This window comes from Turicibacter sanguinis (genome assembly GCF_013046825.1).
Classification (GTDB): domain Bacteria; phylum Bacillota_I; class Bacilli_A; order MOL361; family Turicibacteraceae; genus Turicibacter; species Turicibacter sanguinis.
Genome location: NZ_CP053187.1, coordinates 2835715 through 2850017, shown reverse-complemented (window position 1 = coordinate 2850017; position 14303 = coordinate 2835715). Strand labels below are relative to the sequence as shown.

The 14303-nt window shown below is 34.6% G+C and carries 12 protein-coding genes; all 12 read left to right on the top strand.

Annotated features, from left to right (window positions below):
• Positions 1 to 38 precede the first annotated feature (38 nt).
• Positions 39 to 2102: a type I DNA topoisomerase gene (gene topA, locus HLK68_RS13775; RefSeq protein ID WP_055163662.1), complete on the top strand. Its 2064-nt coding sequence runs from the start codon at positions 39 to 41 to the stop codon at positions 2100 to 2102.
• 260 nt (positions 2103 to 2362) lie between these two features.
• Positions 2363 to 2626, top strand: coding sequence for a hypothetical protein (locus HLK68_RS13770; protein WP_006783781.1), 264 nt, complete (start codon positions 2363 to 2365; stop codon positions 2624 to 2626).
• Entirely contained in the window at positions 2623 to 3921 is a 1299-nt protein-coding gene (gene trmFO, locus HLK68_RS13765; RefSeq protein WP_006783780.1) for an FADH(2)-oxidizing methylenetetrahydrofolate--tRNA-(uracil(54)-C(5))-methyltransferase TrmFO, read from the top strand. Before HLK68_RS13770 ends, trmFO begins: the two co-directional genes overlap by 4 nt.
• A gap of 24 nt (positions 3922 to 3945) precedes the next feature.
• Complete coding sequence (locus HLK68_RS13760) at positions 3946 to 5610, top strand: hypothetical protein (RefSeq protein WP_006783779.1); 1665 nt, start codon at positions 3946 to 3948, stop codon at positions 5608 to 5610.
• A 51-nt stretch (positions 5611 to 5661) separates the two neighbouring features.
• Positions 5662 to 6567: a tyrosine recombinase XerC gene (gene xerC / locus HLK68_RS13755; protein WP_006783778.1), complete on the top strand. Its 906-nt coding sequence runs from the start codon at positions 5662 to 5664 to the stop codon at positions 6565 to 6567.
• An 81-nt stretch (positions 6568 to 6648) separates the two neighbouring features.
• Complete coding sequence (locus tag HLK68_RS13750) at positions 6649 to 7098, top strand: NfeD family protein (RefSeq protein ID WP_229040029.1); 450 nt, start codon at positions 6649 to 6651, stop codon at positions 7096 to 7098.
• 22 nt (positions 7099 to 7120) lie between these two features.
• Positions 7121 to 8050 (top strand): SPFH domain-containing protein, encoded by a 930-nt coding sequence (locus HLK68_RS13745; protein ID WP_006783776.1) that lies wholly within the window; start codon positions 7121 to 7123, stop codon positions 8048 to 8050.
• A gap of 212 nt (positions 8051 to 8262) precedes the next feature.
• Entirely contained in the window at positions 8263 to 10347 is a 2085-nt protein-coding gene (nrdE, locus tag HLK68_RS13740; protein WP_006783775.1) for a class 1b ribonucleoside-diphosphate reductase subunit alpha, read from the top strand.
• A gap of 30 nt (positions 10348 to 10377) precedes the next feature.
• The gene (gene nrdF, locus HLK68_RS13735) at positions 10378 to 11343 is read left to right on the top strand and encodes a class 1b ribonucleoside-diphosphate reductase subunit beta (protein ID WP_006783774.1); all 966 of its coding nucleotides are present in this window, start codon (positions 10378 to 10380) and stop codon (positions 11341 to 11343) included.
• Positions 11344 to 11625: 282 nt separating this feature from the next.
• The gene (locus HLK68_RS13730) at positions 11626 to 12024 is read left to right on the top strand and encodes a hypothetical protein (protein WP_009606630.1); all 399 of its coding nucleotides are present in this window, start codon (positions 11626 to 11628) and stop codon (positions 12022 to 12024) included.
• A gap of 613 nt (positions 12025 to 12637) precedes the next feature.
• Positions 12638 to 13510: a translation elongation factor Ts gene (gene tsf, locus HLK68_RS13725; RefSeq protein WP_006783773.1), complete on the top strand. Its 873-nt coding sequence runs from the start codon at positions 12638 to 12640 to the stop codon at positions 13508 to 13510.
• 52 nt (positions 13511 to 13562) lie between these two features.
• Positions 13563 to 14303, top strand: coding sequence for a UMP kinase (pyrH, locus tag HLK68_RS13720; protein ID WP_006783772.1), 741 nt, complete (start codon positions 13563 to 13565; stop codon positions 14301 to 14303).

The following is a 14303-nucleotide window of genomic DNA, read 5'->3' as shown; positions in this document are numbered from 1 at the left end:
CATAAATTGATTGATTTTTGATAGAAAAGGTGATAAAGATGGGGAAAAATCTGGTTATTGTAGAGTCTCCTGCAAAAGCTAAGACGATAGAAAACTATTTAGGAAAGGATTATACGGTTCTTTCAAGTGTTGGACATATTCGTGACTTAGCCACAACAGGCCCTGGTGGTTTAGGGGTTGATGTAGAAGACCAATTTAAACCGAATTATAAAAATGTGACTGGAAAGTCTAAAGTGATTAAAGAGTTAAAACAAGCGGCTAAAAATTCAGATGCTGTTTATCTTGCAACTGACCCCGACCGTGAAGGGGAAGCGATTAGTTGGCATTTAGCAGATGTATTAGGATTAGATGTTTCGTTAAATCGTCGCGTTGTTTTTAATGAAATTACCAAAGATGCTATTTTAGAAGCTTTTAAACATCCACGTGCTATTGATATGGATTTAGTTCGTTCACAAGAGAGTCGCCGTATTTTAGACCGTATCATCGGATTTAAATTAAGTAAATTACTTCAAAGTAAAATCAAAAGTAAAAGTGCCGGACGTGTGCAATCAGTTGCTTTAAAATTAATTGTTGAGCGTGAAAAAGAAATTCAAAAATTTATTAGTGAAGAATATTGGTCTGTCCATGCAATGTTTGGTCGTGAACAAGCTAAAATTGAAGCTGAACTGATGAAAAAAGCCAATAAGAAATTGACGATTCACAATGAAGATGAGGTTAAACAAATTCTTTCAGAATTAAGTGATCCTTATGTGGTCGAAAAGGTTGAAAAGAAAAATAAATTAAAACAACCTAAATTACCATTTATCACCTCTACTCTTCAACAAGAGGCTGCTAGTAAATTAGGATTTAATGCTAAAAAGACCATGACCATTGCTCAGAAGTTATATGAAGGGGTAGATGTTGGTTCAGAAACTGTCGGGTTAATTACGTATATGCGTACGGATTCTACTCGTTTAGCAGACAACTTTGTCGATGCGGCTAAAGCGTATATTAAAGAGGCGTATGGTTCGAATTATGTTAAAACAGGAGCAACGGCAGCTAAAAAAGTAAAAAATGCACAGGAAGCTCATGAGGCAATTCGTCCATCATCGGTGACTAGAACACCTGATGAGATGAAACCTTATTTGAAACGAGATGAACTACGTTTATATAAATTAATTTGGGAACGTGCAGTCGCAAGTTTGATGAAGAGTGCCACAGTTGAAGCAACAACGATTGAAGTGAAATCAAATGATTATTTATTCCGTGTAAATGGTCAAGTCTTAGTTTTTGATGGGTACTTACGTGTATACAGCTATGAAGAAACTAAAAATGCGGCGCTTCCTCGTTTAAGTGAAGGAGATGTTTTATCGTTACTTGATGTTGAACCACAACAACACTTTACACAACCACCGGCTCGTTACTCTGAAGCTAAATTAATTAAAGAAATGGAAGAGTTAGGAATTGGTCGTCCTTCTACTTATGCTCAAACGATGGAAACACTGAAGAATCGTGGGTACGTGGCCATTGAAGATAAGAAATTTAAACCAACGGATCAAGGAATTTTAACGAGTGATAAATTAGCAGAGTTCTTCTCTGAATTCATTAATGTTGAGTATACAGCAGGAATGGAGCAAAATCTTGATGAAATTGCAAAAGGTCAGAAGGTTTGGTATGACGAATTAAAAGTGTTTTATGATCATTTCATGCCAATGCTTGAGGATGCGCAAAAGAATATGGAAAAGATTGCACCGGTGGAGATTGGTGAGCCTTGTCCAGAATGTGGCGCACCACTTGTGATTCGTCGAGGTCGATATGGTGAATTTGTGGCGTGTAGTGCTTATCCGACGTGTAAGTATATTAAAAAAGAACAAAAAGAAGAGACAGCACCTGTTTCAATTGGGGTTAAGTGTCCAAAATGTGAAACAGGAGAAGTTGTCGAAAAGAAAACAAGACGTGGAAAGGTCTTTTATGGATGTAACCAATATCCATCGTGTGATTTCGCGCTTTGGCATAAACCGATTGGAAAAACTTGTCCGAAATGTCAGGAACAATTAGTAGTTAAAGGGAAGAAAAACGAAGTTCAGTGCTCAAACAAAGAGTGTGACTACAAAGAAAAATAGAAAAAACTCATTGGTGCGTCTCAAGCATCAATGAGTTTTTATTTAACTCAGACTGTCTCTATATAGAAAAATTACCCATCATCAAACTTAGGACTTAGATTTATTTGATAGGAAGGTGTAACGATAGAATCACTAAAAGTTTTGAACGACAGAAAACTATTAGTAGTTCTAATATATTGTCAGAATGTGTTATAATGGAGCAAATAGCCAATGGTGATTTTCATCTATGCTATAGTTGGAATAAATATAGAGGAGTAAAGATGTCTGAACTATTATTTATGTTGATGATTATTCTCAAAGAAGGAATGGAATTGTTGGCGTTAAAAAGAAATCATTTAAAAGTAAAATCGATTCGAGTGATGTTGGTGATGACTTGTTGTCTGATTTTGCATTTAATGTGGCGAGGAATTTTATCAGAGTGGCCAGTGCTTTTGCAAATGTTATTAGCAGGAAGCCTGATTTGTGATATAATCATCATTTGTAGCAATAAATTAGTTAGCAACTTAGGAGGCAATATAAAATGAAATATGTAAATGTTATTGGAGCAGGTTTAGCTGGATCTGAAGCAGCATATCAGCTAGCTAAACGTGGAATTCAAGTTAAATTATACGAAATGCGACCAGTTAAAAATACACCGGCTCATCATACGCAAAATTTTGCAGAGTTAGTTTGTTCAAATTCTTTACGTGCTGATGGATTAGCGAATGCTGTTGGAGTTTTAAAAGAAGAAATGCGTATTTTAGACTCATTAATTATGACAGCTGCAGATATGCATAAAGTTCCAGCAGGTGGGGCCCTAGCTGTAGACCGCGAAGGATTTTCAGGCTATATTACAGAGTTTTTATCAAATCATCCAAATGTTGAAGTGATTCGTGAAGAGTTAACAGAGCTTCCAGAAGGACCGACTATTGTGGCAACAGGTCCTTTAACGAGTGATGCTTTAAGTGAGACAATTCGTGAAATGACGGGGCAAGGATCATTTTATTTCTATGATGCGGCAGCACCTATTATTGAAAAAGATTCAATTAATTTTGATAAAGTTTATTTAAAATCACGTTATGACAAAGGAGAAGCAGCTTATTTGAATTGTCCAATGTCAGAGGAAGAATTTAATGCTTGGCATGAAGCTTTAATCACAGCTGAGGTCGTTCCAGCTAAGGAATTTGAAAAAGAAGTCTTCTTTGAAGGATGTATGCCGATTGAAGTCATGGCTAAACGTGGTCGTCAAACTGTTTTATTTGGTCCGATGAAACCAGTTGGTCTTGAAGATCCGAAAACAGGCCAAACACCATATGCTGTTGTTCAATTACGACAAGATAATGCAGCGGGAACGTTATATAACTTAGTTGGATTCCAAACCCATTTAAAATGGGGAGAACAAAAACGAATTGTTCAAATGATTCCAGGGCTTGAAAATGCTGAAATTGTCCGTTATGGTGTCATGCATCGTAATTCATTTATTAATTCACCTGTGTTATTAAATGCAACCTATCAATTTAAAGCAAGAGAAGATTTATTCTTTGCTGGACAATTAACAGGAGTTGAAGGATATGTTGAATCAGCGGCATCAGGAATGGTAGCCGGAATTAATATGGCGAAGTATATTTTAGGGGAAGCGTTAATTGAGTTCCCACGTGAAACAGCTATGGGATCAATGGCTTATTATATTACTCATACCTCACAAGATGGATTCCAACCGATGAATGCAAACTTTGGTCTATTCTTAGATTTACCAGGACGTGTGAAAAAGAAAGAGAAAAAAGCATTATATGCTGCACGTGCGATTGAAAAAATTAAAGAATGTGCTGAGTTAATCTAAAGATATTGAGGGTGAATAGGGGAAATGAGAAAGGTTATTGCTTTATGGGGGCTTCTCTTTATTTTAACGGGATGTGTGGGACGAGGAAATGAAATTTTACAACCGAGTGATATCCTACAACAAAGTTCTAACGAACAAGAATTGAGTCACCCTTTAGGGGCGTCCCAATTAACAAGTCAACATTCTGAAGAGGGACTTTTTTTGCAAACAGTTGAGAATGATTTATTTTATCTCGATCCAACGTTAGTACAATATAAGTTATCGGATCAAGTTAGTTATTTTGATTTTGATAAAGCAACGAACACGATTAAAATTCAAAAGAAGGATAATCGATGGATTGTTTGGTTTTTAGAAAATAAAAAACCGCAATTTGTTCCAGCTGCAAGCGATTTGAAAATCCTAGGTGAGAGTCATCAAATTGTTTATAGTGGATTAGAAAATCAAAATTTATATTTACTTGAAGATGAAGAGTCAAATATCTTATTTGAAGGAACGGTTAAACTATTTGATACGACTTTGAATGGTCAACTCATTATTGTACAGGATGATCAAGATACCTTAAGAGTTATTAATCACGATGGAAAAATTATTTATGAACAACCATCTGTGATGGCTTATCGTTTCGAAAAAGCTAATCAGAGCATGATGATTTGGGCAAAAAATCAAGGGATTGTTGTGAAACTAGCTGATGACCGTGCCATGACCTATAAAGTGATTGATGAGGTAACAGACTGGCTAATGTTTCCAACTTATAGTAAAAATTTCGAAACTATGGTCTATTTTTCAGAGTTAAATCTTGAAAGTGGAATGGGGACGATGACGGTGATGTCTTCGCTTAATCCTGACCCGATCCATCTTGCCAATGTCATCAATTATTCGATCATGACTCAAGGAACATACGTTTATTATTTAACAGATAAAAGTGAATTGTATGGATTAGATGTTGAATCTTCTGACGTTACTTTTTTAGGGTCTAATGTGGGACAAATAAATATTGACACTGAATTAGATTGCGCGACATATAAAAGTAATGATGACTTATACTTAATTGATCGAAATCATCAAGTACAAGTCGTAGCACAGGATGTTTATCAATATGATTATAATGGGACGCATGTTGCTTATATGAATTCAATTAATGACTTATATTTAGAATATAAAGGCTTAACAACAAAAATTGATGAATCTGTTTCAGGGTTTGCTCTAGGTAATCAAGGGGTCTACTATCATAAAAAAGGGCAGATTTACTATAAACCCTTTGAAGGGGTAAAAGAAGTGATAGTTGATCAAAGTGGACACTATAAAAATATCTTCTTTCATAACACTCAATTGTATCAAAAGGAAGTGGAGTTAACAGCTATTACCGGGTATTGGATGGTTGAGGTTGATGAAATTCCGATAATTTATTATTTTGATTCTGAAGGTCACATCGAGATGATGAAACAAGAAGAGGGGCAGTGGAGTTATCTAAGAGGACAGTATGAGGTTTTATATTCCGCTGGAACCGTGATGAACCTTTATGTGAGGTATTTGAATGGCTTAGAAAGTTATCTGACTCTCTCCCTATTAGATTCTAATACGTTGCAAATTGCAGAAAATGATCAAATAAATGATGTCGTGGCGGTGACTGAAAAAGAAGCAATGTCACTTATTTCAAAATTAGAACCATTACCAACGGAAACAGAGTGAAGCAGTTCCCATGTAGGGGACTGTTTTCTTTATCTGAACAGGAGGGATCCTATGAATGAATGGATTTTGAAATATATGGATTATTTAAAGTACGAGAAGCGTTATTCTGAGCATACCTTATTAAATTATGAGCGAGATGTAAAAGAGTGGTTTAGTTTTTGTCAACGAGAAGGAATTAACGAGTTTGAATTTGATTATTCCGATGTGAGAAGTTATTTGAATGATTGTTATACGCACCAATTATCAAGAAGCACGATGAGTCGTAAATTATCATCATTGCGTTCCTATTATCAATTTTTATTAAAAGAAAAACAGGTTAAACAAAATCCATTTTTAATTATGAAAGGCCCTAAAAAAGCAGAAACGTTGCCTCAGTTTTTATATGAAGAAGAATTACAAGCCCTTTTTGATAGTATTGATCAAACTTCAATTCTTGGATGTCGTAATTATGCTTTGTTAGAATTATTATATGGAACGGGAATTCGAGTTTCTGAGTGTTGTCAGATGAAGCAATCCCAATTAAATGTTGAGCTTGGAACGGTTTTAATTCATGGTAAAGGTGGGAAAGATCGTTATGTTCCAATTGGCGAGTTTGCAGTTGAAGCAATCGAGGCGTATTTACAAAGAAGCCGCCCTCAATTATTAAAGAAATCTAACCTAGAAACCGATGTATTATTTTTAAATCACCTTGGAACTCCTTTAACAGAAAGAGGTGTTCGTGATATTTTGAGTCGAATGACCAATCAAACCGCGAAACATATTAAGGTGGCTCCTCATATGATACGTCATACGTTTGCGACGCATTTGTTAAACAATGGGGCTGATTTACGCTCGGTTCAAGAATTATTAGGCCATGAAAATTTATCGAGTACGCAAATTTATACGCATGTTTCAAAAGAACATTTACGACAAGCTTATGCATTGGCTCATCCCCGTGCGAGAAAAGATAGGAAATAAAATAAAATAATTGGGAATAAGTGTTAAACCTTAAGTAAGTTTGATATAATGAAAAGGTATATGAAGAATGGAGTGAGGCGGATGTTGATCTTAGCTAGTTCAGTGTTAGGAATGTCTTGTACATGGCTTTGGTTAATTGTTGCAATTGTATTTGGGGTAGTTGAAGCGATGACGCTAGGGATTATTTCAATTTGGTTTGCAATTGGAGCATTAATCGCGATGTTGTTTGCCTTTGTCATCGATTCTTTCTTTATTCAATTAATAATTTTCTTGTGTGTGTCTTTAATTTTAGTTTCAACCACACGTAAAGTAGCAGTTGAAAAGCTTAAAATTGGACAACATAAAACAAATGTAGAAGAGTTAATTGGAAAAGAAGCGATTGTTGTCAAAACAATCTTACCTCATGAAGCAGGTGAAGTAAAACTTGAGGGGAAAGTTTGGCGTACAGTATCTGATTCAAAACAAACGTATGAAGTAAATGAGATTGTAACAGTTTTACGAATTGAAGGCGTTACGGTTATTGTAAAATAAAAAAGCGATAGGAGATGGATTTATGTGGATTTTTGTAGTTTTGATTTTTATTGTCATTATTTTAATTGCATCGAATATTAAAGTAGTACCCCAAGCGAATGCGTATGTTATCGAGCGATTTGGAGCTTATGCTGCCACTTGGAATGTTGGTTTACATGTTAAAATTCCAATTATGGATCGTGTCGCGAATAAAGTCTTATTAAAAGAACAAGTTATTGATTTTAGACCACAGCCTGTCATTACAAAAGATAATGTAACGATGCAAATTGATACCGTTGTCTTTTTCCAAATTACGGATCCTAAATTATTTACTTATGGGGTTAGTAATCCATTTGCAGCAATCGAAAATTTAACAGCAACAACTTTACGTAATATTATTGGGGAGTTAGAATTAGATGAAACATTAACATCACGTGACATTATTAATACGCGTATGCGTTCTGTTTTAGATGAAGCAACGGACCCATGGGGAATTAAAATTAATCGTGTCGAAGTTAAAAATATTGTTCCTCCACAAGATATTCAGGCTGCGATGGAAAAACAAATGCGTGCAGAACGTGAACGTCGTGAAAAAATCTTGCAAGCAGAAGGAGAAAAAACATCTAATATTTTACGTGCAGAAGGGTTGAAAGAGTCTCAAATTCTTGAAGCAGAGGCGCGTAAACAGGCGATGATTTTATCAGCTGAAGCAGATAAGGAAGCACAAATTAGACGTGCTGAAGGGGAAGCAGAGGCGATTCTTAAAGTCCAAGAAGCCACAGCTGAAGGACTTCGTATGTTAAATGCATCTTGTCCAACAAAAGAAGTATTAACGATTAAATCATTTGAAGCATTAGCACAAGTTGCAGATGGAAAAGCAACGAAATTAATTATTCCATCAGAAATTCAAAATGTCAGTGGTTTAATTGCGTCTTTAGCAGAAACAACAAATTTAGTTAAAGAGGAAGACTAATATTCATGAAACGTATAGGGAATGGCTCCTTATACGTTTTTTATTTTTATCGGATGAGGTTTAACTGAAAGTTAAATACTAAATAAGGACAGCAATGATAAAAATTCGACGCATATGATTAGGAAAAAAACGTCGAGCGTGCTATGATGGAAAAGCACTTCTTTTTAAAAGAGAAATAGTTGCAACTTTTAAGAAAATCAAAGGGTGAAAATATGGAAAAAGAATACATACAACTAAATAATGAACTGATGCAAAAACAAAACGATTTTTATCAATTAGAAAAAGATCACTTAGCCGTGGAGGCTTTTTTAATTGAGGTGAAGTCGAAAATGAAGACCTTTACGTCGGAGAAAGAACGTTATGAATGGCTGATTGAGCATCATTATTATGAAAACTTTTTTAAGTGGTATCACATTGAAGAGATTGTCATGATTAAAGAAAAAGTTTTTTCTTATCAGTTTAAGTTCCAGTCTTTTATGGCAGTATCAAAGTTTTATAAAGATTACGCTCTAAAAACAAATGATCATCAATATTATTTAGAATATTATGAGGACCGTATCGTTGCAGTTGCCTTATATTTAGCACAAGGTGATGTGAATAAAGCATTCGAATTTGCAATTGCGATGATTGAACAACGCTATCAACCAGCGACACCGACATTTTTAAATGCAGGAAAAGCACGACGTGGTGAAATGGTGTCATGTTTTTTACTTGAAATGGATGATTCCTTAAACTCGATTACTTATAATTTAAATACCTCGATGCAACTTTCTAAAATTGGGGGCGGTGTTGCCTTAAATTTATCGAAATTACGTGCTCGAAATGAGTCAATCAAAGAAATTGAGAATGCGGCTAGTGGGGTATTGCCTGTGATGAAGCTACTTGAAGATTCATTTAGTTATGTTAATCAGTTAGGGCAACGACCAGGGGCTGGAGCAGCTTATTTGAATGTCTTCCACTGGGATGTTGAGGAATTTTTAGATACTAAAAAAATTAATGCGGATGAAAAAAGTCGTATTCAGACATTATCAATCGGCTTAATTGTTCCGAGTAAATTTATTAATCTAGCGAAAGAAAATCAACCGATGTATGTTTTTGCCCCACATACGGTGTTTTTAGCGACTGGAAAGCATTTAGATGATTTAAATTTAGATGAGGTGTATGATGAATTAGTTCAAAATCCGGCAATCAAAAAACGTCAATTGGATCCAAGGAAATTATTGACGCATATTGCAAAAATGCAATTTGAATCTGGGTACCCATACATCGTCTTTAAGTCAAATGCGAATGCTGCCCATCCTTTAAAGGAAATTGGACAAATTAAGATGTCAAATTTATGTACAGAAATTTTCCAATTACAAGAAACTTCAACCATAACAGACTATGGGGAAGAAGATCAAATTCGACGTGATATTAGTTGTAATTTAGGATCTTTAAATATTGTGAATGTCATGGAAAGACGAGCGCTCAAAGAAAGTGTTTATGCTGGGATGGATGCTTTAACAGCGGTTTCGAGCTTGTCTCAGATTAAAAATGCGCCAGGCATTCAAAAAGCAAATGAAGAATTAAATGCTGTAGGTCTTGGAAGCATGAATTTACATGGATACTTCGCCAAAAATAAAATTGCCTACGAAAGTGAATTAGCAAAGGAATTTGTTCGTACTTATTTCATGATGGTCAATTATTATTCAATTGAGCGTAGCATGCAAATTGCAATGGAAAAAGGTCGCTCATTTATTGGATTTGAAAAATCCGATTATGCAAGCGGTGAGTATTTTAAGTTATATTTAACAGAGGATTTTACGCCTAAATCTGATCGTGTGAAGGAGCTATTTCACGAGATGGTCATTCCAACTAAAAATGATTGGGCTCACTTAGCTAAAAGTGTCAAAGAAAACGGAATGTATCATGCTTACCGTCTGGCAATTGCCCCAACTCAAAGTATCGGGTACATTCAAAATGCAACGGCAAGTATTTTACCTGTGGTGGATTTAGTGGAACGTCGAACTTATGGAAATGCGACAACGTATTATCCAATGCCTTATTTAGCAGAGGATAATATGTTCTTCTATAAATCAGCCTACCGTATGGATATGATGAAGGTTTTAGAATTAATAGCTCAGGTACAACCTCATATTGATCAAGGGATTAGTACGACACTTTATGTTGATAGTCATACCAGTACACGAGAATTAGTGAGATATTATTTATATGCCCATCATCTTGGGTTAAAGAGTTTATACTACACGCGTACCAAAAATCTATCATTTGAAGAATGTACGACTTGTTCTGTTTAATTCAAATTTAGTTAGTAAAGGACGATTATAATGAAGAAAATATATCAAGCGGTCAACTGGAATGCGCCAGATTATCAATTTTATGATGATTTATATTTAAAACAAACGGAACAATTTTGGCTACCAGAAGAAATTCCGGTTTCAGAAGATAAATCTATTTGGGATACATTAGATGAAAATATTAAACTGACTTACGAGCGTATTTTAGGTGGGTTAACCTTGCTTGATACAGAGCAGTCAACAGGGATTCAAAAAATTGCTGAGAAATCAGATAACTTATTTATTAAAAGTATTTTAGCTTTGTTTGCCGGTTTTGAAAGTATTCACGCTCGTTCCTATTCCACGATTTTTCAAACGCTTTGTACAACGGAGCGAATTGAAGAGTTATTTAATTGGGTCGAAGAAACGAAGCCTCTTCAAGAAAAAGTAGATCAAATTATGCGTTCATATTATGGAGTTGCGGATAAGGAATCATTATTTATGTCGATGGTCGGGTGTTTGTGTTTAGAAGGGATTTGTTTTTATAGTGGGTTTTATTTACCTTTATGGTTAGCTGGACAAGGGAAAATGGTTAATAGTGGGGAAATTATTAACTTAATTTTACGAGATGAAAAATTGCACACAGTAGGAGTCGGATTTTTTGCTCAGCAATTATTAAGTGAATTTGATGAATCGATTCAAGCTAAGTTGAAGCAACAAGCGGTTGAGATGATGCAAGAAATCTATGAAGTAGAAGTAGAGTATTCAAAGGTGTTATATGAGAACTTAGACATGATTGATGACGTTGTAAGTTATATTCAGTATAATGTGAATTACGCCTTACAATGTTTAAATTTAAACCCTTTGTTTGACATTGTTGAAAGTGACATTAATCCAATCGTTTTAAACGGAATTTCTACTGAAACGAAAAATCATGACTTTTTCTCAACGAAAGGAAATGGTTATATTAAGACCACAAAAGTAGAAATGTTAAAAGATGAAGACTTCTTATTTTAGTTCAGAGTTTCTCTGTTTTTTCTACAAAATTAGTCATTTTTATAAAATGGCTGATTTTTTTTTATTAAAAAAATACTGAAAAAGCTAAAAAACGACAATTAAAACGGTTTCAATCAGGCTTTTTTTGTGCGAAAATAGATAAAAATGAAGAATAAAATTGAGGTTCGTCAAAATGATGGGAAAATATGCATAATATTGTTGATTTCAAGACGTGGATTCGATAAAATTTGATTATAAAAACGAGAGAACGATATTAATTTTGACATTAAGCGAGGTGGTAGCATGCAACAATTCTTGTTGGTTACAGTCATGATTGTCATTGCCATTATAGCTTTGGGTATGCTTATCTACTTCTTATTACCTAATAAGCGAAACGATGAGCTGGCATCCAAACAATTAAATGAAATCGAATCAAATGTGGATGCATTAGATTCTTTAGAATCGGTGACGGTGATAGATGTTAAATTTAAAGGATATAATGGAAGATTTACTTATTCAACGTTACATGATAATGTCTATAAAGATCAATATGTATTGGTTTTAACACAGGATGGAATTCGTTGTGCAAAAGTTGTATCAAATCCAAAACGTTTAAGAGTAAGTGATTTACCATTTCCACCCTTTTTACTTCAAAGTATTATTTGTGTCGCCGATGAATCTGATTTAGATTATTACAATTAATAAAAAATGAGTAAAAGGATTTGAAAATAAAAGCGAACTATGATAAATTATTTCAAGACACCTTAAAAATAGAGACGACTTAATTAAGTGAAGTCAAATAGAATCATGATTTTTTTCAATTCTAAAGAAAATCTTGGGTAGGTGTTTAAAAAGAGTTATCATCTTACAAAAACGTTATAAAAAATCTAGGCAGTATTTTAAATATTTTGTCAAAAGGTTGTTATCATCTATTTCAAAAAAAGATTCGAAAATAAAAAGCTCAAAGAATCAACACGTGTTTTTAGTAATCGTATAAAGTGCAAGAACATATGAAGTCATGAAAAGAAATTATAGGAACATGAAGTAGTTAGTAGTTTGATAATGAATACCTTTACTCAAGTGAGTGAAAGGTATTTTTTTTGAGAGTCTATGGAATAAGATAAGAATTAATGCGTTAAATGAATAAGTTGAAAAAAACATCTTACAATAGTAAAGAGTTTTTTTAGATGAAATTCGTTTAAATAAAGAAGTTGTAAGTGTGCAAAGTATTGCAATATTTGTGTTTTTTTGTTATTATCAAGAGGATGCATATATAAGCTTACTCTAAATTGAGATAAAACTAGGAGGAATCATAATGGCAATTACAGCAGCTATGGTTAAAGAATTACGTGAAAAAACTAGTGCAGGTATGATGGATTGTAAAAAAGCATTAGTAGAAACAAATGGAGATATGTCAGCTGCAATCGATTGGTTACGTGAGCGCGGAATCTCTAAAGCAGCTAAAAAATCTGATCGTGTTGCAGCTGAAGGATTATGTTCAGTAGCTATCGATGGAAATACAGCAGTTATTTTCGAATTAAACTCTGAAACAGACTTCGTTGCTAAAAATGAGCAATTCTTAACTTTATTAGATAAATTAGGAAAAATCTTAGTAGCTAACAAACCAGCTTCAGTTGAAGCAGCATTAGAAATCGCTGTTGATGGAGTAACAGTTAACGAAATGTTAATCGAAGCAACTTCAACAATCGGAGAAAAAATCACTTTACGTCGTTTAACAGTTGTTGAAAAAGCAGATAATGAATTCTTCGGATCTTACTTACACATGGGTGGACGTATTGCTGCGTTAACAGTAGTTGAAGGTAAAGAAGAAGTAGCTAAAGATGCTGCAATGCATGCTGCTGCAATCAACCCTCAATACTTAACACAATCAGAAGTTCCAGCTGAAGTTGTTACTAAAGAACGTGAAATCTTAACTCAAGAAGCATTAAATGAAGGAAAACCAGCTAACATCGTTGAAAAAATGGTTGAAGGTCGTATCCGTAAATTCTTAGCAGACGTTTGTATGTTAGAACAACCATTCGTTAAAGATGGAGATTTAACAGTTGCTAAATGGGCTGCAAACAACGGATCAACTATCAAATTATTCGTTCGTTTAGAAGTTGGAGAAGGAATCGAGAAAGTGGTTACTAACTTCGCAGAAGAAGTAATGAGCCAAGTTCGCGCATAACAACTTATTTTAATTAAGGGACACATCACTGTGTCCCTTGCTTTGGATATAAATGGATGAGAAAGTGGGTGCCTTAATGACTTCGTATAAACGTGTTGTGCTAAAGCTTAGTGGAGAAGCATTAGCTGGAGGAAAAGGTTTTGGTATCGATGCTGAAACAGTACAGAAAATTGCTTTAGAAATTAAAAGTGCATATGAAACAGGTGTGGAAATCGCTATCATTGTTGGTGGTGGAAACATTTGGCGTGGTAAAACGGCGAGTGAAATGGGAATGGAGCGCTCTAGTGCAGACTATATGGGAATGTTAGCAACTGTCATGAATGCCTTAGCTCTTCAAAATGCACTTGAAGGATGTGGAGTTCAAACAAGAACACAAACCTCAATTCATATGAATCAAATTGCTGAACCATATATTCGTCGTCGTGCGATTCGTCATCTTGAAAAAGGTCGTATTGTTATTTTTGGTGGAGGAACTGGAAATCCTTATTTCTCAACTGATACAACGGCTGCCTTACGTGCAGCTGAAATCAATGCTGATGCTATTTTAATGGCTAAAAACGGTGTTGATGGAGTTTATAACGATGACCCACGTAAAAATGTTAATGCCACTAAATATGACGAACTATCATATTTAGAAGTATTAAATAAAGGTTTACAAGTCATGGACTCAACTGCAGCTTCTTTATGTATGGATAATAATATTGAATTATTAGTGTTTAATATGAATGAATCTGGGAATATTAAAAAAGCAGTTGCAGGTGAAAAAATTGGAACTATTGTAAAGGGGAGATAA